This window comes from Leptothrix mechoopdaensis (SeqCode) (assembly GCF_053893855.1).
In genome coordinates this window covers 4,139,554-4,159,707 of the sequence record NZ_CM132699.1, presented here as the reverse complement: position 1 = coordinate 4,159,707, position 20,154 = coordinate 4,139,554, and the positions used below count along the sequence as shown (strand labels likewise).

Annotated in this window: 18 protein-coding genes; 6 read left to right on the top strand and 12 right to left on the bottom strand. The window is 72.1% G+C overall.

Features of this window, described 5'->3' with window-relative positions; translation table 11 throughout:
• Nucleotides 1-806: 806 nt before the first annotated feature.
• Entirely contained in the window at nt 807-2,021 is a 1,215-nt protein-coding gene (locus ACWA7K_RS18050; RefSeq protein WP_456162895.1) for a 6-phosphofructokinase, read from the top strand.
• Nucleotides 2,022-2,051: 30 nt separating this feature from the next.
• On the opposite strand, the gene ACWA7K_RS18045 is transcribed toward ACWA7K_RS18050, so the two are convergent.
• The 7 genes from ACWA7K_RS18045 to minC form a co-directional block, all read right to left on the bottom strand.
• Nucleotides 2,052-3,029 (bottom strand): Bug family tripartite tricarboxylate transporter substrate binding protein, encoded by a 978-nt coding sequence (locus ACWA7K_RS18045; protein WP_456162893.1) that lies wholly within the window; start codon nt 3,027-3,029, stop codon nt 2,052-2,054.
• Between the two features lie 60 nt (nt 3,030-3,089).
• A complete protein-coding gene (locus ACWA7K_RS18040) occupies nt 3,090-4,343 on the bottom strand; it encodes a CaiB/BaiF CoA transferase family protein (RefSeq protein ID WP_456162891.1) in 1,254 nt (417 codons plus the stop codon).
• 129 nt (nt 4,344-4,472) lie between these two features.
• Nucleotides 4,473-4,757, bottom strand: coding sequence for a hypothetical protein (locus tag ACWA7K_RS18035; protein WP_456162889.1), 285 nt, complete (start codon nt 4,755-4,757; stop codon nt 4,473-4,475).
• 35 nt (nt 4,758-4,792) lie between these two features.
• Nucleotides 4,793-5,047: a hypothetical protein gene (locus ACWA7K_RS18030; RefSeq protein ID WP_456162887.1), complete on the bottom strand. Its 255-nt coding sequence runs from the start codon at nt 5,045-5,047 to the stop codon at nt 4,793-4,795.
• Nucleotides 5,048-5,206: 159 nt separating this feature from the next.
• Nucleotides 5,207-5,470: a cell division topological specificity factor MinE gene (gene minE / locus ACWA7K_RS18025; protein WP_456162885.1), complete on the bottom strand. Its 264-nt coding sequence runs from the start codon at nt 5,468-5,470 to the stop codon at nt 5,207-5,209.
• Nucleotides 5,471-5,474: 4 nt separating this feature from the next.
• Nucleotides 5,475-6,290: a septum site-determining protein MinD gene (minD, locus tag ACWA7K_RS18020; RefSeq protein ID WP_456162883.1), complete on the bottom strand. Its 816-nt coding sequence runs from the start codon at nt 6,288-6,290 to the stop codon at nt 5,475-5,477.
• A gap of 51 nt (nt 6,291-6,341) precedes the next feature.
• Nucleotides 6,342-7,121, bottom strand: coding sequence for a septum site-determining protein MinC (gene minC / locus ACWA7K_RS18015; RefSeq protein ID WP_456162881.1), 780 nt, complete (start codon nt 7,119-7,121; stop codon nt 6,342-6,344).
• Between the two features lie 239 nt (nt 7,122-7,360).
• Here minC and ACWA7K_RS18010 point away from each other — a divergent pair, with 239 nt between their 5' ends.
• A complete protein-coding gene (locus ACWA7K_RS18010) occupies nt 7,361-8,788 on the top strand; it encodes a c-type cytochrome (RefSeq protein WP_456162879.1) in 1,428 nt (475 codons plus the stop codon).
• Between the two features lie 262 nt (nt 8,789-9,050).
• On the opposite strand, the gene ACWA7K_RS18005 is transcribed toward ACWA7K_RS18010, so the two are convergent.
• On the bottom strand, nt 9,051-9,965 hold the full coding sequence (locus ACWA7K_RS18005) for a Rossmann-like and DUF2520 domain-containing protein (protein ID WP_456210209.1): 915 nt from the start codon (nt 9,963-9,965) through the stop codon (nt 9,051-9,053).
• A gap of 76 nt (nt 9,966-10,041) precedes the next feature.
• Here ACWA7K_RS18005 and ACWA7K_RS18000 point away from each other — a divergent pair, with 76 nt between their 5' ends.
• Both ACWA7K_RS18000 and ACWA7K_RS17995 read left to right on the top strand, forming a co-directional pair.
• Complete coding sequence (locus tag ACWA7K_RS18000; RefSeq protein ID WP_456162875.1) at nt 10,042-10,908, top strand: 2OG-Fe(II) oxygenase family protein; 867 nt, start codon at nt 10,042-10,044, stop codon at nt 10,906-10,908.
• Between the two features lie 32 nt (nt 10,909-10,940).
• Nucleotides 10,941-11,348 (top strand): nucleotide pyrophosphohydrolase, encoded by a 408-nt coding sequence (locus ACWA7K_RS17995; protein WP_456162873.1) that lies wholly within the window; start codon nt 10,941-10,943, stop codon nt 11,346-11,348.
• Between the two features lie 10 nt (nt 11,349-11,358).
• Here the strand turns inward: ACWA7K_RS17995 and ACWA7K_RS17990 are convergent, their stop codons facing one another.
• Complete coding sequence (locus tag ACWA7K_RS17990) at nt 11,359-12,990, bottom strand: methyl-accepting chemotaxis protein (RefSeq protein WP_456162871.1); 1,632 nt, start codon at nt 12,988-12,990, stop codon at nt 11,359-11,361.
• Between the two features lie 268 nt (nt 12,991-13,258).
• Between ACWA7K_RS17990 and ACWA7K_RS17985 the strand changes: the two genes are divergently transcribed.
• Both ACWA7K_RS17985 and ACWA7K_RS17980 read left to right on the top strand, forming a co-directional pair.
• A complete protein-coding gene (locus tag ACWA7K_RS17985) occupies nt 13,259-13,408 on the top strand; it encodes a type II toxin-antitoxin system RelE/ParE family toxin (RefSeq protein WP_456162869.1) in 150 nt (49 codons plus the stop codon).
• Nucleotides 13,409-13,495: 87 nt separating this feature from the next.
• Entirely contained in the window at nt 13,496-13,810 is a 315-nt protein-coding gene (locus ACWA7K_RS17980; protein WP_456162867.1) for a helix-turn-helix domain-containing protein, read from the top strand.
• A 28-nt stretch (nt 13,811-13,838) separates the two neighbouring features.
• Here ACWA7K_RS17980 and atzF read toward each other — a convergent pair whose 3' ends face one another.
• From atzF to ACWA7K_RS17965, 3 genes are read right to left on the bottom strand one after another with little or no spacing between them, the layout of a single operon-like run.
• Nucleotides 13,839-15,743: an allophanate hydrolase gene (gene atzF, locus ACWA7K_RS17975; RefSeq protein WP_456162865.1), complete on the bottom strand. Its 1,905-nt coding sequence runs from the start codon at nt 15,741-15,743 to the stop codon at nt 13,839-13,841.
• Nucleotides 15,740-19,441, bottom strand: coding sequence for an urea carboxylase (gene uca / locus ACWA7K_RS17970; RefSeq protein WP_456162863.1), 3,702 nt, complete (start codon nt 19,439-19,441; stop codon nt 15,740-15,742). Before uca ends, atzF begins: the two co-directional genes overlap by 4 nt.
• Nucleotides 19,438-20,127: an urea amidolyase associated protein UAAP2 gene (locus tag ACWA7K_RS17965; protein ID WP_456162861.1), complete on the bottom strand. Its 690-nt coding sequence runs from the start codon at nt 20,125-20,127 to the stop codon at nt 19,438-19,440. The genes uca and ACWA7K_RS17965 overlap by 4 nt, the downstream gene beginning before the upstream one ends.
• Between the last annotated feature and the right edge of the window lie 27 nt (nt 20,128-20,154).

Below are 20,154 nucleotides of genomic sequence, written 5' to 3'. Positions count from 1 at the left end.
GCCAGGGGGAGGGGGTTCGCGCCCCCGCTCGGTCTCTTCTTCGTGCACGACCCCGTCGGACACCGCAGGTGTCCGACCTACCGGTGGGATTCAAGGCCTGTGCAAGGCGCCAGGTCCCGCCACCCTCCGGCGGCGCCAACCAAGTGCGTCGCCGGAGGGCGACGATGGCTTGCGCGGTGGTGGTGGCGTGGGTGTAGCTGGACAGGGCGCTGACCCCCTCCCCCCGGGGGCCGGGGTACTCCCCCTTGGCAGGGGGAGAGTTGAAGGCGAGGCGCTTGTCGACGTGGCAGCGCGCAGCCAACTCTCCCCCTGCCAAGGGGGAGTACCCGCCAGGGGGAGGGGGTTCGCGCCCCCGCTCGGTCTCTTCTTCGTGCACGACCCCGTCGGACACCGCAGGTGTCCGACCTACCGGTGGGATTCAAGGCACGTTCAAGGCGCCAGGTCCCGCCACCCTCCGGCGGCGCCAACCAAGTGCGTCGCCGGAGGGCGACGATGGCTTGCGCGGTGGTGGTGGCGTGGGTGTGGCTGGACAGGGCGCTGACCCCCTCCCCCCGGGGGCCGGGGTACTCCCCCTTGGCAGGGGGAGAGTTGAAGGCGAGGCGCTTGTCGACGTGGCAGCGCGCAGCCAACTCTCCCCCTGCCAAGGGGGAGTCCCCGCCAGGGGGAGGGGGTCCGGACCGGCACCCACCACCCCAGGTACTTTCCGGTTACAGCCCGGTCCGACCCGCTCCCCGTCTCCTGCCGGGCTCGCTAGGATGATCCGCACACCCCCGGCCCGTCGCCGGCACCACGAGGAGACACACCCGATGAACCCGCGCAAGATCCTGGTCGCCCAAGGTGGTGGCCCCACCGCTGTCATCAACCAGTCGCTCGTCGGCGTGGTGCTGGAGGCGCGGCGACACCGGGGGGTCGAGTTTGTCTACGGGGCGCGGCATGGCGTGCGCGGCATCGTCAACGAGGACCTCGTCGACCTGACGCAGGAGACCAGCCACAACCTCGAACTGGTTGCCGCGACGCCGGCCGCCGCGCTGGGGTCGACCCGTGACAAGCCCGACCTGAAGTACTGCCAGGAGATCTTCAAGGTGCTGCAGGCGCACGAGATCGGGCAGTTCTATTACGTCGGCGGCAACGACTCGTCCGACACCGTGCGCATCGTCAGCGAGCAGGCCCAGGCGGCCAACTACGCGCTGCGCTGCATCCACATCCCGAAGACGATCGACAACGATCTGGTCGGCAACGACCACACGCCCGGCTTCCCGAGCGCGGCGCGTTTCGTGGCGCAGGCCTTCGCGGGCGCCAACCTCGACAACGCGGCGCTGCCGGGTGTCTATGTCGGTGTCGTGATGGGCCGCCATGCCGGCTTCCTGACGGCGGCCTCGGCACTCGGCAAGAAGTTCGCCGACGACGGCCCGCACCTGATCTACCTGCCCGAGCGCACCTTCGACGTCGACCGTTTCCTGGCCGACGTGAAGGCCACCTACGAGCGCTTCGGCCGCTGCGTGATCGCCGTCAGCGAGGGCATCCACGACGCCAGCGGCCAGCCCATCATCACCACGCTGGCCAAGGAGCTGGAGCGCGACGCGCACGGCAACGTGCAGCTGTCGGGCACCGGCGCGCTGGCCGACCTGCTGTGCGAGGAGATCAAGGCCAAGCTGGGCATCAAGCGGGTGCGCGGCGACACCTTCGGCTACCTGCAACGCAGCTTCATCGGCTGCGTCTCGGACGTCGACCAGCGCGAGGCCCGCGAGGTCGGCGAGAAGGCCGTGCAGTACGCGATGTGGGGCAACCGGGACGGCTCGGTCGCGATCAAGCGCAGCGGCTACTACGCGGCCGACTACGAGCTGCTGCCGCTGGAGGCGGTCGCCGGCAAGACCCGCACGATGGAGGACGAGTTCATCTCGCCCAGCGGCACCGACGTCACCGACGCCTTCCGCCTCTACCTGCGCCCGCTGCTGGGCTCGGGCATGCCCGACGCGTTCCGGCTGCGGCCGAACCCGGTGGCGAAGGTGCTCAAGCGCTGACGACCCCGCGCCGGGCGGGTGTCAGGCGCCTCACTGCGCCTCGATGCCCGCCTTCTTCACCAGCTGCGCGTACTTGGCCAGCTCGTCCTTGAAGAACTGCTGGGCCCGCTCGGGCGTGCTGACGTTGATGACGTTGCCCTGCTTGCCCATCGCCTCGGCGACCGCCGGGTCGGCGAAGGCGGCGATGACGGCGGCGTTGATGCGCTTGACCTCCGCCGCCGGCAGGCCCTTGGGGCCGAGCACCGCGAACCAGGCTTCGACCACGTAGCCCGGCAGGCCCTGTTCGACGAAGGTGGGGATGTCCGGTGCGGCGGCCACGCGCTGCTGCGTGCCCATGCCGATGGCGCGCAGCGCACCGGTCTTCAGGTGCTGCTGCACGCTGGGCAGCGCGGCGGTGGCGAACTCGACCTGGCCGCCGATCAGGTCGTTGAGCATCGGCCCGACGCCCTTGTAGGGGATGTGGCGGGCCTTGACGCCGGCCTCGTCGACGAACATCTCCGAGGCCAGATGCAGGATCGTCCCGTTGCCGCCGGAGGCGTAGTTGGCCTCGCCGTTGCGGGACTTCAGCCAGGCGACGAATTCCTTCGCGTTGCTGGCCGGCACCTTCGGGTTCACGACCAGCACGATCGGCGTGTAGCCGACGATGGCGATCGGCACGACATCGGTGCTCAGGTCGAAGGGCAGCTGCCTGATGACGCTCGGGAAGATCACGACGTTGTTGGAGACCACCCCGAGCGTGTAGCCGTCCGGCGCCGACCGGGCCAGCGTCTGCACGCCCAGCACGCCGCCCGCGCCGGGCTGGTTCTCGACCGTCACCGGATGCCCGAGCGCCTTGGACAGCGCGGCCTGCGCGGTCCGCGTGATGGTGTCGACGCCCGAGGACACCGCGTTGGGCAGCACGATGCGCACGGTCTTCTCGCCCGCACCTTGCGCCAGCGCGGGGCCGCCCAGCAGGGCAAGGGACGTGGCGGTCAGCAGGCCGAGGGTCTGGCGGCGGGTCTGGGGCATGGCGTGTCTCCGTGGGGGTCTGGTGATGTCGTGGCCGTCGTCATGGCAGGAGGGGCGGCCTCAGCCGACCACGCCGCGCGCGCTCAGCGCGTCGATGTCGGCGCCGCTGTAGCCCAGGCCGGCCAGCAGCTCGCGGCTGTGTTCGCCCAGGCGCGGCGGGTCCAGCCGCACGCCCAGGCGCTGGCCGTCCAGCGTGATCGGGAACAGCGTGGTCTTGACGGTCTGGCCGGCCTTGTCGCCGTCGGCCAGCGTGATGTCGGCCAGGCCGCCGGTGGCCAGCAGGTGCGGGTCGTCGTACAGGTCCTCGGGGCGGCGGATCGGCGCGTAGGGCAGGCCGGCGGCCTCCATCGTCGCGCTCAGGTCGGCGGCGCTGCGCGTGGCCAGCCGCTCGCGCAGGATCGGCAGCAGCGTGGCACGGGCCTGCACGCGCTGGTTGTTGGTGGCCCAGGCCGGCTCGGCCTTCAGGTCATCGAACCCGAGCGCGTCGCAGAAGGTGGCCCACTGCGCGTCGCTGACGGCGGCCAGGAAGATCTGCTCGCCGTCGGCGACGGTGAAGACGTCGTAGATCGCCCAGGGGCTGATCCGCGCGGGCATCGGCGCGGCCGGCTTCCCGGTCACCGCGTACTGCAGCATGTGCTGGCCGACCAGGAAGATGTTGTTCTCGAACAGGGCGCTCTGGACCTCCATGCCGCGCCCGCTGATGCCGCGCTGGACCAGCGCGCCCAGCACCGCGATGGCGCCGAACATGCCGCCCATGATGTCGTTGACGCTGGTGCCCGCCCGCAGCGGATCGCCCGGCCGGCCGGTCATGTAGGCCAGCCCGCCCATCATCTGGACGACCTCGTCCAGGGCGGTGCGGTGTTCATACGGGCCGGGTAGGAAGCCCTTGTGGCTGGCGTAGATCAGGCGCGGGTTGACGGCCGACAGGCTCGGGTAGTCCAGGCCGTACTTGGCCATCGTGCCGGGCTTGAAGTTCTCGACCACGACGTCGGCGCTGGCGGCCAGGCGGCGCGCGACGGCGGCGCCTTCGGGGTCGTGCAGGTTGACCGCGATGCTCTTCTTGTTCCGGTTGAACATCGGGAAGAAGCCCGCGCCCGCGCCCAGCAGGCGACGGGTGTTCTCGCCGCCCGGGGGTTCGATCTTGATGACCTCGGCGCCCAGGTCGGCCAGCACCATGCCGCAGGTCGGGCCCATCACCATGTGGGTGAACTCGACCACGCGCAGGCCGGCCAGCGGTTGCGGGGGCGAGGGGCGGTCGGGGACGGGGTCGGTCCAGGGGCCGGACGGGCGGTCCGGCGGAAGGTCGGCGGTCATCGGGGGCGGAGCCATCGGGCTCGTCGGTGCGGGCCCCCGATTCTCGAAGCTGCGGCCGGTCGCGTCACACCCGGGCATGCCCCGGGCCGGCGCGCGCGATCGGGCCTCGTCGCTCAGTCGCCCGGTCGTTCAGTCACGCGTGCCGGTGCGGCGCTGGTCGGCACCGGCTTCGGCGCGGCCGGCCTTGCGGCGGTCGCGGCCGACGAAGGGCATCGGGGTCTGGCGGCGGTCCAGCGTCTCGACCAGCTGCAGCGCGGTCTGCGGCGCGGCGGTGGCAGACGACATCGGGCGGGTCTCGCGCTTCAGCGGATGCCACCAGGGCCGGTGCGTGCTCGGGAAGAAGGCACCCAGCACGGCCTGGGTCAGGGCCATCGCCACGCAGCTCAGCAGCATCAGGATCAGGAATTGGGTCATGGTCGTGCTCTCGGGGTTGACGGGCGGCCGCGCGCTCAGCTGTGGCTGCAGGTCGAGCTGACCGGCTGGCCGTCGTCGGCCTGTTGCAGCTGGGCGGGGATGAAGGGCAGATGGCGCGTGAGCTGCTGCAGCGACTGCACGACATCCGCAGGGCTGCTGGCGGTCGACTGGGCGTCGTTCGCGCAGGCGGACCACGATTGCGTGGCCGCGTCCCAGGTCTGGGACAGGAAGGCGAACACGGCCAGGCTGATGCCCAGCCGTGCGGTCAGGAAAAGGACGTCGCTGATCATGGTCGGCACCTCTTGTTCGGGGGTGGCCGACAGGTCCGACATGGGCTGCGGTCCACCAGACTCGTTTATCGGTCTGGTGGTCCGGTCATGAAGGCCGGATCAACGGGGTGCCGGGGGCGCTGTTCGGCGCGGACCCCGGCGTGGGTCAGCGCGCCAGCGTCAGCGCAGGGCGTCCGGCAGCTCGATCTTGACCTCGAGCACCTCCAGGTTGTCCTGGCGTTCGAGGTGGACCTTGATGTCGTCGGGCTGGATCGACACGTACTTCGAGATCACCGCGACCAGCTCGCGCTGCAGCGCGGGCAGGTAGTCCGGGCGGCTGGCGCCGCGGCCGGCGCGCTCGTGCGCCAGGATGATCTGCAGGCGCTCCTTGGCGACGCTGGCGGTGGCCTTCTTCTCGCCGATCAGGAAGGACAGGATGTTCATCGCCTCACCTCCCGCCGAACACGCGCTTGAAGAAACCGGGCTTGACCACCTCGATGAAGCGCATCGGTTTCTCCTCGCCCAGGAAGCGGGCGACCACGTCCTTGTAGGCCTCGGACACGTCGCTGCCCTTCAGGTGGATCGCCGGCAGGCCCTGGTTGGAGGCCTCCAGCACCTGCTGCGATTCGGGGATCACGCCGATCAGCGGGATGCGCAGGATGTCGTGGATGTCCTCCAGCGACAGCATGTGCCCGCCCTGCACGCGGTTCGGGTCGTAGCGGGTGATCAGCAGGTGCTCGCGCACGGGCTCGCGGCCCTCGATCGCGCGGCGGGTCTTGGACGACAGGATGCCCAGGATGCGGTCCGAGTCGCGCACCGAGGACACCTCGGGGTTGGTCACCACCAGCGCCTCGTCGGCGTAGTGCATGGCCATCAGCGCACCGGTCTCGATGCCGGCGGGCGAGTCGCAGACGATGAACTCGAAGCCCATCTCGGCCAGCTCGATCAGCACGCGCTCGACGCCCTCCTGCGTCAGCGCGTCCTTGTCGCGTGTCTGGCTGGCGGCCAGCACGAACAGGTTGTCGCACTGCTTGTCCTTGATCAGCGCCTGGTTGAGGTTGGCCTCGGCGTGGATCACGTTGATCAGGTCGTAGACCACGCGACGCTCGCAACCCATGATCAGGTCGAGGTTGCGCAGGCCGACGTCGAAGTCGATGACCACGGTCTTGTGGCCCGCCAGCGCGAGCCCGGAGGCGAAGCTGGCGCTGGTCGTGGTCTTGCCCACGCCGCCCTTGCCGGAGGTGACGACGATGATCTTGGCCATCGGTTGGAATCCTTTTCGGTGAGTGAATCAGCGTGTCCGGTCCGACCGGTCTCAGCGCTGCTTCAGGGGTTCGACGATGAGCCGCTCGCCATCGAGCCGGACCTGGGCCGGACGGCCCTGCAGGTCCGCCGACAGCGGCGTCTCGAAGGTGCGCCAGGTGCCCGCGATCGAGATCAGCTGCGGCTCCAGGCAGGTGCTGAAGATGCGCGCCCCGGCATCGCCGCGGGCACCGGCAATCGCCCGGCCGCGCAGCGGCGCGTAGACGTGGATGCTGCCGTCGGCGATCACCTCGGCGCCGTGGCTGACGACCGCCAGCACGACCAGGTCACCGCCGCGTGCATAGACCCGCTGGCCCGAGCGCAGTGGCCGGTCGATCACCAGGGTCGGGACGTGAGCGGGCGGTTCGGCGGGCGTTTCAGGCGGCGTTTCGGGCGGCGCTTCAGGTGTCGCGACCGGTGCGGCAGGACGTGCGGACGGCATCGGCGCGGCCGCCTCGGGCGGTGCCTCGGCCAGGCCGAGCTCGCGGGCCTGCGCCTGCAGCGCCTCGCCACCGCCCCGGCAGGCCACCGGCTGCAGGCGATGGCGCTTCAGCAGCGCGACCAGCGCCGCCAGGTCCAGCCGGGCCGCGGCGTCCGCGTCCAGCGAGGCCAGGTCGAGCAGCAGCGGATCGTGGTCGAACATCCCCGGCGCGTCGGCGGTCTGGGCTTCGAGTTCGGCGCTCAGGCCGCTCAGGTCGGCGTCGCGCACGGTCAACGCCGTCAGCGTCAGGACGGCGCTCTTGAGGTCGAGCAGGGCAGGCGCAGCGGGAGGATTTCGGTGGGTGACTGCCATGGAAGCGTCAGCGGAAGGCGGGCGGAGTTTAGCCGTCGCACCCTGCCGGAACTGCGCGTTCCGTCACGCCTGGACACCGCTTTCAGGGGCCACAAGGGTTGTCGCCGAAACATCACAGGGCGTGTGCGGGTGCTAACGCAGGCCGCATCCGTGTGAGCGGTGCAAGGCTCGGACGCAAACCCGCGACGGTATGCCCGGCGCTGCAGAAGATGCGGTCCATCCACTTCACGGAGACCGCCATGAACCCGCAAACGACCCTGGGCGCCTGCCCCCGCCCCGCCCTCGTGGCGGCCCGCCATGCCCGCGCCGATGTCGGCGCCGATGCCCGCAGCCCGATCGCCCGCCCGGCCCTGGGCCTGGCCACGCTGGCACTGGCCGTCGCGATGCTGAGCGCCTGCGGCGGCGGCAACGACGGCGCCACCTACGGCAGCACCGGCACGACCGGCACCGGCGCGGTCGCCCTGAGCGAGACCGCGCACGGCCTGAGCGTGACGCTGCAGGACGGCTCGGCCATCGCCAGCGCGGCCGGCAGCGCCAGTGCCGGCGCGACCGCCGCCAGCGGCACCGCCCGGGCCTTGCGCGGCAGCCGCAGCGCGTCCGACAGCGACGACGCCGCCGGCAGCGACGACAGCGGCGCGATCCAGTGGACCAGCACGCAATACACGCTGAGCGCAGCCATCGCCACCGGCCCGGGCGCGGGCACCTCGCTGACCGGCGCGCTGATGCTGCGCGGCGAGCTGCGCAGCGACGGCACCACCCGCCTCGAAGGCCGCTTCGTGCCGTCGCTGGCGTCGACCACCGTGCTGGCCTCGCGGCTGGGCGGCGCCTCGACACCCACCGGCGCGGTCGCCGCATCCCGCGACACCTACCGCAGCCAGGTCCGCACGCTGGCGAGCCAGCTTGACGACTCGATCCGCCGCAACGCCGGCAACGCCGCCGCCACCCGCGCCGCCATCGCCACCTTCACGGCCGGCATGCGGGCGGCGACCGAGTCGCTGCAGGGTTCTCTCGACGACAGCCTGTCTGGCGCCGACGCCGGCGCGCGCAGCAGCCGCAGCTCGCGTGGCGGCAAGGTCGACGTCAAGGGCACGATCAGCGCCACCGGCGCGGTCACGCTGCGCTTCTCCTGGAGCGGCCACGCCGTCACCCTGACCGGCCAGCAGGCCGCCGACGGCAGCCTGAGCGGCAACTTCACCGACAGCCGCACCGGCGACGCCGGCACCTGGACGGCCACCGCACCGAGCACGACGCCCGCGCCGACGCCAGCACCCGCACCGGCTCCTTCCCCGTCTCCGGCACCGGCCCCCGCGCCTGCCCCTGCCCCTGCGCCCGCTCCCGCGCCCTCGCCCGCCCCTGCGCCCGCGCCCGCCCCTGCGCCCGCCCCTGCGCCCGCGCCAGCACCGGCACCGGCACCGGCACCGGCACCGGCACCGGCACCGGCACCCGCGCCGGTCGGTGACCCAGCTGCCGGTGCGACCAAGTTCAGCGCCACCTGCGCCGGCTGCCACGGAGCGGCCACGTCCAACCCGGTCCCCAAGGGCGCCACGCTGACCGGCCTGCAGACCGCGATGACGAGCAAGTCCGCCCACAGCTTCTTCGCCAGCACGCTGACGCAGCAGGAGCTGCTGGATCTGTCGGCCTACATCGCGAAGGCGAACGGGTTGTGAGGGGCCGGCTGGCGCACGCCGAGTGCGTCGCCGGAGGGCGACGATGGCTGGCGCGGTGGTGGTGGCGTGGGTGTGACTGGACAGGTCGCTGACCCCCTCCCCCGGGGACCGGGGTACTCCCCCTTGGCAGGGGGAGAGTGGAAGGCAGCGCGCTGATTGACGTGGCCGTCCTCGATCGACTCTCCCCCTGCCAAGGGGGAGTACCCGTCAGGGGGAGGGGGTCCAGCAGCCTCCGCAAGCCCCTTCCCCCCGAGACACGCAGCTAGCCGCCCTCACCTTCACCCAACGCTCGCGCCAGCCGCCCCAGCGCCGCCTCGTCCAGCTTGCCCGCCCGCCTCGCCAACGCCAGCTGGCGCCTTCCCAGCTCGCGGTAGAACGCGGCGTGGTCCGCGCCCAGGCCGTCCAGCGCCGTGATCTGGCGGCTGACGACCGCCGCATCGCCGCGGGCGATCGGGCCGGCTTGCGCCCCTGCCAGCGTGCGTTCGGCGGCGGCGCCGAGGGTGACGCGGGCCAGCGGCAACAGGGCCCGCAGCGTCGCGGCCTCGTCGATGCCCAGCGTGCGCCAGACCGATGCGGCCTCGTCCAGCATCGCCAGCAGGTAGCTCGCGGCATAGGCCGCCCCCGCGTGGTACAGCGCTCGTTGCCCCGGCGGCAGGCGCAGCACCGGCAGGCCCAGGGCATCGGCCAGCGCTTCGAGCTGCACCCGCAGGCCGTCGTCGGAGGCCTCGATCGCCACGCTGCTGCCGCGCAGCCGTTGCGCGGCCAGCACTGGGTCCGAGAAGATCTGCAGCGGATGGAATCCCGCCACCGCCGCGCCCTGGTCGGCGGCGGCCTGCAGGGCGGTGGCGACATCGGTGGCGCCGCTCAGGTGCAGCACCGCCTGGCCGGCCCGCCAGCGCAGCGCCGCAGCGGTCGGGGCGATCGCGTCGTCGACCACGCTGAGCCAGACCCAGTCGGCCGCATCGGCCGCCGCCTGCATCAACATCACCTCGGCCGCGCCGCCGTCCTGCCGCAGGCGGTCGACCAGCGCCTCTGCCGATGCCGGCGTGCGGCTGGCCACGGCGACGATCTCGCAGCCTGCCGCCTGCAGCGCCGGGGCCATCACCCGGGCGATGCGGCCGGCGCCGAGGAAGGCCATGCGGGGGCGGACAGGGGACGGGTTCTGCGGCTCGGTCATGGCGCCAGTTTGCCGCGCGCGGCCTTGCTGCGAGACTGGTTGCCCCGCAGACCCGCAGTCCTTGCTGCCACTGGCCATGCCGACCTCCGCCCTGCCCATCCTCGATTTCCGCGCCGCCGACGCGCCCGAGCGCTTCTGCGCCAGCCTGCGCGAGACCGGCTTCGCCGCGCTGGTCCACACCCCCCTGTCGCCGGACCTGGTCGAACAGGTCTGCGACGAGTGGCTGGCCTTCTTCGACAGCCCCGCCAAGGCGGCCTATGCCTTCGACCCGGTGCGCCAGGACGGCTGGTTCTCGCCCGAGGTGTCCGAGACCGCCAAGGGCCACACCCGCAAGGACCTGAAGGAGTTCTTCCACCTCTACCCGTGGGGCCGCTACCCGGCCGAGCTGAGCGACGCGGCGCGCCGCCACGCCCGTGAGGCCGAGTCGCTGGCCGCGACGCTGCTGGGCTGGGTCGAGCAGCACAGCCCGGCCGAGGTCCGTGCGCGCTACAGCGAGCCGCTGCCCGGGATGATCGACGGCAGCGACCAGACGCTGCTGCGCGTGCTGCGCTACCCGCCGCTGCGGGGCGACGAGCCGGCCGGTGCGCTGCGGGCCGCCGCGCACGAGGACATCAACCTGCTGACGGTGCTGCCCGCCGCCAGCGAGCCGGGCCTGGAGGTGCTGGGCCGCGACGGCCACTGGATCACGGTGCCGTGCGCGGCCGATGCGCCGCAGGCCGGGCTTGTCGTCATCAACACCGGCGACATGCTGCAGGAGGCCTCCGGCGGCCATTACCCGTCGACCACGCACCGCGTCGTCAACCCGACCGGCGACGGCGCGCTGCGCTCGCGGCTGTCGCTGCCGCTGTTCCTGCACCCGCGCCCGGAAGTGCGCCTGTCGGCACGCCACACCGCCGGCAGCTACCTGCTCGAACGGCTGCGCGAACTGGGGCTCAAGCCATGAGCCACCCGGACACCGGATCGCAGGACAGGCCGATGGGCACGGGCATCCTGGACGTCGCCACCGTGCAGCGCCGGCTGCGCGCCTTCTCGGACGCACGTGGCTGGGAGCCTTATCAGACGCCCAAGAACCTCGCGATGGCGATGGTGGTCGAGGCCGGCGAGCTGGTCGAGATCTTCCAGTGGATGACCCCCGAGGCGTCCACCCGCATCGCCGACCAGCCCGATGTCCAGCAGCACCTGGGCGAGGAGATGGCCGACGTGCTGGTCTACCTGCTGCAGATCGCCGACCGCTGCGGCATCGACGTGGCGGCGGCGATCGACCGCAAGATGGCCCTCAACGCCGCCAAGTACCCGGCACCGGCCGATGCCGCGCAGGCCACGCTGGTGCTGGGCGCGAACGGCAAGCTGGTGCTGGACGACGGGGCAGAAGGCGCGGCCTGATCCGCCCGGTTCAGGCCGCCAGCGCGGCCTTGGCCGAGCGCCGCAGCCCGACCGCGTCGTCCTCGGCCAGCGTGCGGTCGTGGTCGTCGAGCCGGAACATCCGCATCGAGTCGGTGACCCGCGCGACCTGCCCGTTCAGCGTCATCGCCGAGGCGGCCAGCTGCTCGACCATCGCGGCGTTCTGCTGCGTGATCGCGTCCATGTGCGAGACCGCCTCGTTGACCTGCGAGATGCCGAGCTGCTGCTCCTGCGCCGCGCCGCTGATCTCGCCGAGCAGGCTGCTGACGTTGGCGACGGCCTCCAGCGCGTCGCCCATCCGCGCGCGCGCATCCTGGGTCTGCTGATCGCCTTGGGCGACCCGCTCGTGCGCCTCTCCGATCAGCACGCGGATCTCGCGCGCCGCGCCGGCCGTGCGGGTGGCCAGCGCGCGGACCTCGGCCGCGACGATCGCGAAGCCGCGGCCGGCCTCGCCCGCCCGCGCCGCCTCGACCGCCGCGTTCAGCGCCAGCATGTTGGTCTGGAACGAGACCGACTCGATCACATGGACGATCTCGCCGATGCGCTGCGACGACTCGCGGATCGCCGCCATCGCCTGCGCCACGCCCTGCACGGCATCGTGGCTGCGCTGCGCGACCTCGGCCGTCTCCTGCGCCAGCCGGGCGCCCTGGCGGGCCGATTCGGCGCTCTGCTGCACCGTGCCGTTGATCTGCTCCATCGACGCCGCCGTCTCCTCCAGGCTGCTGGCCTGCGCCTCGGTGCGGCCCGACAGGTCCTGGTTGCCGGCGGCGATCTCGCTGACCGCCGCGCCGACCTGGCTCATCTCGGCCCGGCAGTCGCCGATCAGCGCCTGCAGGTTGACCGTCATCTGCGCAAGCGCCTGCTGGACCTCGCCCAGCGGCCCCGGATCGGTGACCGCCGGCGGCCGCGACAGGTCACCCGCCGCCAGCCGTTGCGCCTCGCGCGCCAGTTCGCGCAGCTGTCGGCGTGCGTGATGCTGGCCGGTCCAGGCGGCGGCCAGCGCCAGCAGCGCGGCCAGTGGCACCCAGGTCTGCGCCGGCAACGTCGCCGCCGCCAGGCCGATGCTGCCCAGCGTCGCGCCATGCAGCGCCAGCGCGCCGGCCCCGCCCAGCGCATGCCAGGCCTCGGCGACACGGCGGCGCAGGCGCCCGGCCCACGTCGCCTGATGGACGCGGCTGTGATGGACGATGTGGCGCAAGGGCCGGCCGGACGCCGCTTCCTCGCGCATCTGCGCATACAGCGCCTCGGCCGCGTCGACGCCCTCGCGGCTGGCCGGCGTGCGCACCGACAGGAAGCCGACGATGCGCTCGCCCTGCCGCATCGGCGTCGCATTGGCCTGCACCCAGTAGTGCTCGCCGGTCTTGCGCCGGTTCTTCACCAGCCCGGTCCACGGCAGACCGGCCTCGACGGTCTCCCACAGGTCCCGGAACGCCTCGGCCGGCATGTCCGGATGCCGCACCAGGTTGTGCGGCTGCCCCATCAGCTCGTCGCGCGTGTAGCCGCTGACGTCGATGAAGGCCTGGTTGCAATAGGTGATCCGACCCTTGAGGTCGGTCACCGACACCAGCATCCGGTCGCCCGGAACCTTGAACTCCTGACCCGTGACGGGCAAGTTGACGCGCATCGCCGCACTCCATCCGCATCCCGCCAGCGTGGGGACCCGAACCCGGATTGGGCCAGCGGCCACCCCCTCGACATCACTTGAACAAAGCGTGAATCGGGGGGCAGATGCGTGGCGGAGGTCACGGGGAGGCGGGTGTTGCGGGGTTGTTCTGGACACGTTCGAGGCAGGCGTCGCCTTGCACGAGTCATCCGGACTTCGCCGATCAGGCCAGATGATTCGGGATCCGCTCGCCATTCCTAGCACTTGGTGCTATACATCAAAGGCGCACATGACGGTCTACAAGACTCGCTGGTTCGACCGCTGGGCGCGCAAGGAAGGACTTCGCGACGCCAGTCTGCTGGCCGCTGTCGATGAGATGACCAGAGGTCTGATCGATGTGGATCTCGGCGGCGGGCTGGTCAAGAAGCGGATGCCTTGAAAACGCTGGCAACGCAACTGCTGTCGATGTCGGCGCCGGCCGTCACCGCGGCTCAGCTCTCAGGCGAACTGTTGGAGGTGCAAGGCCATGCGCAAGACACGATCACCGATTCTTGAAGCCGTCCGCGAGACCGCCCATGGCCTGCACAAGGCAGGTGTGCTGGACCAGGTGACGTTGCGCGAGTTCGATCGGATCTGTCTTCCACCGATTGAGCCGATGGCGCCGGAACAGATCCGGCAGATCCGCGAGAACTCGCGAGTCAGTCAGGCCGTTTTCGCGCGGTTGCTCAACACCAGTGTCTCGACCGTACAGAAATGGGAGATCGGCCAGAAGAAGCCGACCGGCACGGCGTTGAAACTACTGCATCTGGTGCAGACGCGCGGTCTCGACGCGATCGCGTGACCGGGGGTTGGCGGTCGCGCTGGCCCGCTCAACCCGCCAACCCGCTCCCCTTCCACCCCCGCCACCCCCCGAACTCGCTGATGTCCCGGGCGCCTTCCAGCCCGCTGGCTTCGCAGATGAAGCCGGGGACTTCGGTGCCGTCGGCCAGCAGGGTGCGGCCGATGCCGAGCGGGGCGGGGATGGCGGCGACGAAGCTGCCGAAGGTGGTGGCGGGGAGTTCCCAGACCTCGACCTCGATGGCGACGCCGCCTGGTGTTGCGCCGGGGGCCACGCGCTGCAGCCCCGGGCGCTTGCCGTCGGGCAGGGCGTAGAGGCGGTAGACCGGCGCGGTGCGGGTGGCGGCGACGAGGCGGGCGCCGCGTGAGGTGAGTTGCGGGTTCAGCGGCTGGCCGGCGAGGTGGGCGCCGCAGACGGCGACACGGACCTGGCCGGAGGGCGTCTGATGGGCCGGTGGTGCCAGGCGTTGCGCGGGCTGTGCGTGGCCGGTTGCGCCCAGCGTCGCGGCGGGGCCCGTCAGCGTGGCCTGCCAGCGGGCGGCCAGGCGCAGCAGCGGGACGTCCTGGTGGGCGGGGGCGAACAGCGTGATGCCGAAAGGGCGGCCGAAGGGCCGGCCGGCGACGCCAGCTTCGGCCGATCCACCCGATCCGCCCGATCCACCGGCCAGCCAGCCCGAGGGCAGCGCCACGGCGGCGTAGTCCAGCAGGTTCATGAAGTTCGTGTAGACGCCCAGTTCGCTGTTGCGCGCGATGGGTTCGGCCAGCATCGCGGCAATGGTCGGGTGGCCGGGGGCCGTGGGTGTCAGCACCGCGTCGACCTGCGACCAGACCGCGTCGCAGCGGCGCTTCAGGGCCTGCAGGCGGACCTGTGCGGCGTAGGCGTCGGCGGCCAGCAGCGTCTTGCCGCCGAGCGTGATCTCGCGGGTGACGGGGAAGACGGCGTCGGGCTGGCGCTCGATGAAATCGCGGATCGCGCCGTAGCGTTCGGCCACCCACGGGCCTTCGTAAAGCAGCCGGGCGGTCTCGTAGAAGGGTTCGAAGTCCAGCTCGACCAGTTCGGCGCCCAGTGCCCGGGCCTGTTCGATGGCCGCGTCGAAGGCGGCTGCGCAGCCGGGCTCGGTCCAGACCAGCTGATCGCGGCGCGGCACGCCCAGGCGCGGGCTGGGGGCGGTGCCGATGTCGTGGCCGTGCGGCTGCGCGGGGCGGCTGCACGGGTCGTCGGCGTCGTAGCCTTGTGCGACGGCCAGCACGGCGGCGGCGTCGTCGGCGGTCAACGCGAAGATCGACACCACGTCCAGCGTGCGGCAGGCCGGCACCACGCCGCGCGTGGACAGCAGGCCGCGGGTCGGCTTCAGGCCCACGAGCTGGTTGAAGGCGGCCGGCACGCGGCCCGATCCCGCCGTGTCGGTGCCCAGGCTGAAGCTGACCTGGCCGAGCGCGACCGAGACCGCCGATCCCGCGCTCGACCCGCCGGACACGTAGGCCGGATCGAAGGCGTTGCGGCAGGCGCCGTGCGGCGAGCGGGTGCCGTTCAGGCCGGTGGCGAACTGGTCCAGGTTGGTCTTGCCGACGGGGATGGCGCCGGCATCGACCAGGCGCTGCACGACCGGCGCGTGGGCGGCCGGCGCGTAGGCATAGGCGGGGCAGCCGGCGGTGGTCGGCAGGCCGGCCACGTCGATGTTGTCCTTGACCGCGAAGGGCACGCCCCAGAGCGGCAGCGTCGCAGGGTCACGGCCCCCTTCACGGGTCATCAGCGCGCGGGCCTGCGCGCGCAGCGTGTCGGCGTCGACGCGGCTGATCCAGACGTGGTGCGTGTCCTCGCCTGACGTGGCGGCGATGACCTGCTCGATCACGCGCAGCGGGTCGGTGCGGCCGTCGGCGTAGGCGGCGCGCAGCGTGGCGAGGTCAAGGGACAGGGGAAGGCCGGTGTTCGTCATGCGAGGGGCTCCTGTCGGACCGTGTCGGCCGGGGCGTCGATCACGGCCACCGTCTGCCCTGCCGCGACCGCCCCGCCTTCGCGGCACAGCAGGCGTTGCAGGCGGCCGTCGCCGGGGGCGGCGATGGTGAATTCCATCTTCATGCTCTCGACCACCAGCAACGGCTGGCCTTCGCGCACGGTCGCGCCGGGTTCGACCAGCAGCTTCCAGACGCTGCCCGGCACGGGGCTGGCGACCGCACGCTGGCCGGGCGCCAGGGCCTCGTCGGCATCGGCCGATGCGGTGACGTCGGCCTCGGCGACATGTTCGGCCTGACCGGCCGCCGCCCAGCGCTCGCGTTCGGCCGCGAAGGCCGCACGCTGGGTGGCGCGGAAGGCGGCGATGGCCTCGGCCTGCTCGTCCAGGAAGGCCTGGTACTCGCGCAGCGAGAAGCGCCCGGGCTCCGTGCGCAGCCGGTGCCGGCCGGCGGGGAAGTCGCGCCGGATGCCGGCCAGCGTCTCGCCGTCGACCGGGTAGAAGCGGATCTGGTCGAAGAAGCGCAGCAGCCAGGGCTTGCCGGGCTCGAAATCGAGCGCGCCGTCGCGGGCATCGCGCCAGCGGTTCCACATCTGCAGCGTGCGGCCGACGAACTGGTAGCCGCCCGGCCCTTCCATGCCGTAGACGCACAGGTAGGCACCGCCGATGCCCACGGCGTTCTCGGGCGTCCAGGTGCGCGCGGGGTTGTACTTGGTCGTCACCAGCCGATGGCGCGGGTCCAGCGGCGTGGCCACCGGCGCGCCCAGGTAGACGTCGCCCAGGCCGAGCACCAGGTAGCGCGCGTCGAACACCGTGCGGTAGACGTCCTCGATCGAATCCAGCCCGTTGATGCGGCGGATGAACTCGATGTTGCTCGGGCACCAGGGCGCATCCGGTCGGACCGACTGCATGTATTTCTCGATCGCCAGCCGCGTGCTCGGGTCGTCCCACGACAGCGGCAGCCAGACCGTGCGCGAGGGCACCGACAGGTCGTCGGTCGGCCCGAGTTCATCGTCCAGCCGGGCCAGCAGGCCGAGCAGCGTGTCGCGGTCGAGCACGCGCGGGTCATGGTGGACCTGCAGGCTGCGGATGCCCGGCGTCAGGTCGATCACGCCACGCAGCTCGCCGGCATCGATGCGTGCCTCGATCGCCGACATCAGCGCATGCACGCGCAGGCGCAGCGCGATGTCGAGCACCGGCTCGCCGTATTCGAGCAGCAGGTAGCGGTCGCCGGCCTGGCGGATCACGCGGGCCGGCCGGCCCGGTACACCGTCGCGTGAGGACACGATCGCGGCCTGGCCGGTGGGCACGACGCCCGCCTCGGGCAAGGCCGGCAGCGGCCGGTCCAGCGTCGCCAGTGCCGCGTCGAGCTGCTCGTGCAGGCTCAGTGCCTGAGCCAGTGACAGCGGCACGAAGCGCAGCGTGTCGCCCGGGCGCAGCTGGCCGAGCTTCCAGCGTTCACCGGCGACGACCACGGCGGGGCAGACGAAGCCGCCCAGGCTCGGGCCGTCCGGTCCGAGGATCACCGGCATGTCGCCGGTGTAGTCGACCGCGCCGATCGCGTAGGCGTTGTCGTGCAGGTTGGATGGGTGCAGGCCGGCCTCGCCGCCGTCGGGCCGTGCCCACGTCGGCTTCGGGCCGATCAGGCGCACCCCCGTGCGGCTGGAGTTGTGGTGGACCTGCCAGTCGGTCGCGTAGAAGGTCGCGATGTCCTCGGGCGTGAAGAAGTCGGGCGCGCCATGCGGGCCGTCGAGCACGCCGATGCGCCAGTGCCGACCGGGCGCGGGCAAGGTCAGCGCAGGCGTGTCGAAGCGTGGCGCGTCCGGGCAGGCACGGTCATCGCCGACCGGCAGCAGGTCGCCGACACGCAGGTTGCGCCCGCCGTGGCCGCCGAACTGGCCGAGCGAGAAGGTCGCGCGGCTGCCCAGGTAGGCCGGCACGTCGAAGCCGCCACGCACGGCCAGGCAGGCGCGCGCACCGGCGTCCAGCGCGCCCAGGCGCAGCACGGCGCCAGCGGGCAGTTCATGCGCGCGGCCGGGGGCCAGCGCGGTGCGGCGGCCGTCGACCTCCAGCGTCATCGGCATCGGTGCACCGGCCAGCGCGACGACCAGCGGCTGCAGGCAGCGCAGCGCCGGGCCGGCCAGCGTGCATTCGAGCGTGGCGGCATCGGCTGCATTGCCGACCAGGCGGTTGGCCAGCCGGTGGCCGAGCTCGTCCATCGGCCCGGACGGCGGCACGCCGACATGCCAGCAGCCGAGCCGGCCGGGCCAGTCCTGCACGCTGGTCATGACGCCGCCGTCGAGCACCTCGATGGCACGCGGCATCGGCCGGAAGTCGGCCAGCGTCGACGTGACGACGCGGCCCTGCTCGAACACCGGCGCCTCGGCCAGCGCGCGCAGGTAGCCCAGGTTGGTGGCGATGCCGCCGAGCCGCGTCGTGGCCAGCGCGCTGCGCAGCCGGGCCAGCGCCTCGGCGCGATCGCGGCCGGTGACGATCAGCTTGGCCAGCATCGGGTCGTAGTGCGGCGGCACGTCGGTGCCACGCGCGACCCAGCCGTCGACGCGGATGTCCGATGGCTGCGCGCCGGGCACGTCGTCGGCGCTTGGCCAGCGCACCTCGGTCAGCAGCCCGGCGCTGGGCTGGAACTGGCGCGCCGGGTCTTCGGCATAGAGCCGCACCTGGATGGCCGCGCCGCGCGGTTCGGGCGTGACGAGTTCCAGCGCATCACCGCGGGCCAGCCGGACCATCCACTCGACCAGGTCGACGCCGGTGACCTGTTCGGTCACGCCGTGTTCGACCTGCAGCCGCGTGTTGACCTCCAGGAAATGGAAGGCGCCGGTGTCGGCATCGAGCACGAACTCGACCGTGCCGGCCGAGCGGTAGCTCACTGCCTGAGCCAGCCGGACGGCGCAGGCGCACAGCTCGGCGCGGGTGGCTTCGCTCAAGTGCGGCGCGGGCGTCTCCTCGACCACCTTCTGGTGGCGGCGCTGGGCCGAACAGTCGCGTTCGCCCAGCGCGATGACGTGGCCGCGGCCATCGCCGAAGACCTGAACCTCGATGTGGCGGGCGCGGGTGATGAACTTCTCGACGTAGATGCCGGCGTCCTTGAAGTTGGCCTGTGCCAGACGCTGCACCGAGGCCCAGGCCTCGCCCAGCGCGGCCGCGTCGTCGACCCGCCGCATGCCGATGCCGCCGCCGCCGGCGGTGCTCTTGAGCATCACCGGGTAGCCGATGCGTTCGGCGGCGACGCGGGCGGCGTCCAGGTCTGACAAGAGGCCGGTGCCGGGCAGCAGCGGCACGCCATGTTCCGAGGCCAGCGAGCGGGCCGTGTGCTTCAGGCCGAAGGCGCGCATCTGCGCCGGGCTCGGGCCGATGAAGGCGATGCCGGCGTCCTCGCAGGCCTGCGCGAAGGCCGGGTTCTCGCTGAGGAAGCCGTAGCCCGGGTGGATCGCGCCGGCGCCGGTCTCGCGCGCTGCGGCCAGGATGCGCGCGCCGTCCAGGTAGCTCTGCGCCGCCGGGGCCGGGCCGATGCAGACGGCGGCGTCGGCCAGTCGCACGTGGGCCGCGTCGGCATCGGCCTCGGAATGCACCGCGACCGCGCGCAGGCCCATGGCCCGCAGCGTGCGGATGATGCGCACCGCGATCGCGCCACGGTTGGCGATGAGAACGGTGTCGAAGCTCATCGTGCGCTCACCTGGGCGTGTTCGCCTTCGGTGTCCCAGAACAGGAATTCGACCGGCGTCGGGTGGTAGGCGTTGCAGGGGTTGTTGAGCTGCGGGCAGTTGGACACGAGCATGTAGAGGTCCATGTGCGCCGTCAGCTCGACGTACTTGCCCGGCGCGCTGACGCCGTCCTCGAAGGTCAGGCGGCCGTCTGCGGTCACCGGCACGTTCATGAAGAAGTTGATGTTGGGCACCAGGTCGCGCTTGCCCAGTCCGACATCGGCCTGCTGCAGCGCGAGCAGGTAGTTGTCGCGGCAGTTGTGCATGAACTTCTTCTGCAGCGCGTAGCGCACGGTGTTGCTCTCGGCCGCGCAGGCACCGCCGAGGGTGTCGTGGCGGCCGCAGGTGTCGGCGGTGAGGGTCAGCATCGGCCGGCCCAGGTTGCTGGTCAGCACCGAACCGGTGGTCAGGTAGATGCCGCCCTGGGCGAGCAGCGTGTCGGTGGCGCTGTAGTGCTCGGCCGGGTCGTGGCGGGCGTAGAAGATCACGTCGACGGCCTGGTTGCCTTCCAGGTCGACGATGCGCAGCGTCTGGCCGGCATCGATCGGCGTGAACCACGGTTCGCCGGCCGCCTGGCGGTGGCGGCGCACGGCGTCGGCGGGGTCGAGCGGGCTTTCCTGGAAGCGCAGGGCGGTGGGGCTGTTCATCACGGTTCTCCTCGTGGCGACCGGGGC

Excerpts from the sequence above, each read along its gene's own strand:
- ACWA7K_RS18050 (WP_456162895.1), top strand. The coding sequence starts at position 807 with ATGAACCCGCGCAAGATCCTGGTCGCCCAAGGTGGTGGCCCCACCGCT.
- ACWA7K_RS18045 (WP_456162893.1), bottom strand. The coding sequence starts at position 3,029 with ATGCCCCAGACCCGCCGCCAGACCCTCGGCCTGCTGACCGCCACGTCC.
- ACWA7K_RS18040 (WP_456162891.1), bottom strand. The coding sequence starts at position 4,343 with ATGACCGCCGACCTTCCGCCGGACCGCCCGTCCGGCCCCTGGACCGAC.
- ACWA7K_RS18035 (WP_456162889.1), bottom strand. The coding sequence starts at position 4,757 with ATGACCCAATTCCTGATCCTGATGCTGCTGAGCTGCGTGGCGATGGCC.
- ACWA7K_RS18030 (WP_456162887.1), bottom strand. The coding sequence starts at position 5,047 with ATGATCAGCGACGTCCTTTTCCTGACCGCACGGCTGGGCATCAGCCTG.
- minE (WP_456162885.1), bottom strand. The coding sequence starts at position 5,470 with ATGAACATCCTGTCCTTCCTGATCGGCGAGAAGAAGGCCACCGCCAGC.
- minD (WP_456162883.1), bottom strand. The coding sequence starts at position 6,290 with ATGGCCAAGATCATCGTCGTCACCTCCGGCAAGGGCGGCGTGGGCAAG.
- minC (WP_456162881.1), bottom strand. The coding sequence starts at position 7,121 with ATGGCAGTCACCCACCGAAATCCTCCCGCTGCGCCTGCCCTGCTCGAC.
- ACWA7K_RS18010 (WP_456162879.1), top strand. The coding sequence starts at position 7,361 with ATGAACCCGCAAACGACCCTGGGCGCCTGCCCCCGCCCCGCCCTCGTG.
- ACWA7K_RS18005 (WP_456210209.1), bottom strand. The coding sequence starts at position 9,965 with ATGACCGAGCCGCAGAACCCGTCCCCTGTCCGCCCCCGCATGGCCTTC.
- ACWA7K_RS18000 (WP_456162875.1), top strand. The coding sequence starts at position 10,042 with ATGCCGACCTCCGCCCTGCCCATCCTCGATTTCCGCGCCGCCGACGCG.
- ACWA7K_RS17995 (WP_456162873.1), top strand. The coding sequence starts at position 10,941 with ATGGGCACGGGCATCCTGGACGTCGCCACCGTGCAGCGCCGGCTGCGC.
- ACWA7K_RS17990 (WP_456162871.1), bottom strand. The coding sequence starts at position 12,990 with ATGCGCGTCAACTTGCCCGTCACGGGTCAGGAGTTCAAGGTTCCGGGC.
- ACWA7K_RS17985 (WP_456162869.1), top strand. The coding sequence starts at position 13,259 with ATGACGGTCTACAAGACTCGCTGGTTCGACCGCTGGGCGCGCAAGGAA.
- ACWA7K_RS17980 (WP_456162867.1), top strand. The coding sequence starts at position 13,496 with ATGCGCAAGACACGATCACCGATTCTTGAAGCCGTCCGCGAGACCGCC.
- atzF (WP_456162865.1), bottom strand. The coding sequence starts at position 15,743 with ATGACGAACACCGGCCTTCCCCTGTCCCTTGACCTCGCCACGCTGCGC.
- uca (WP_456162863.1), bottom strand. The coding sequence starts at position 19,441 with ATGAGCTTCGACACCGTTCTCATCGCCAACCGTGGCGCGATCGCGGTG.
- ACWA7K_RS17965 (WP_456162861.1), bottom strand. The coding sequence starts at position 20,127 with ATGAACAGCCCCACCGCCCTGCGCTTCCAGGAAAGCCCGCTCGACCCC.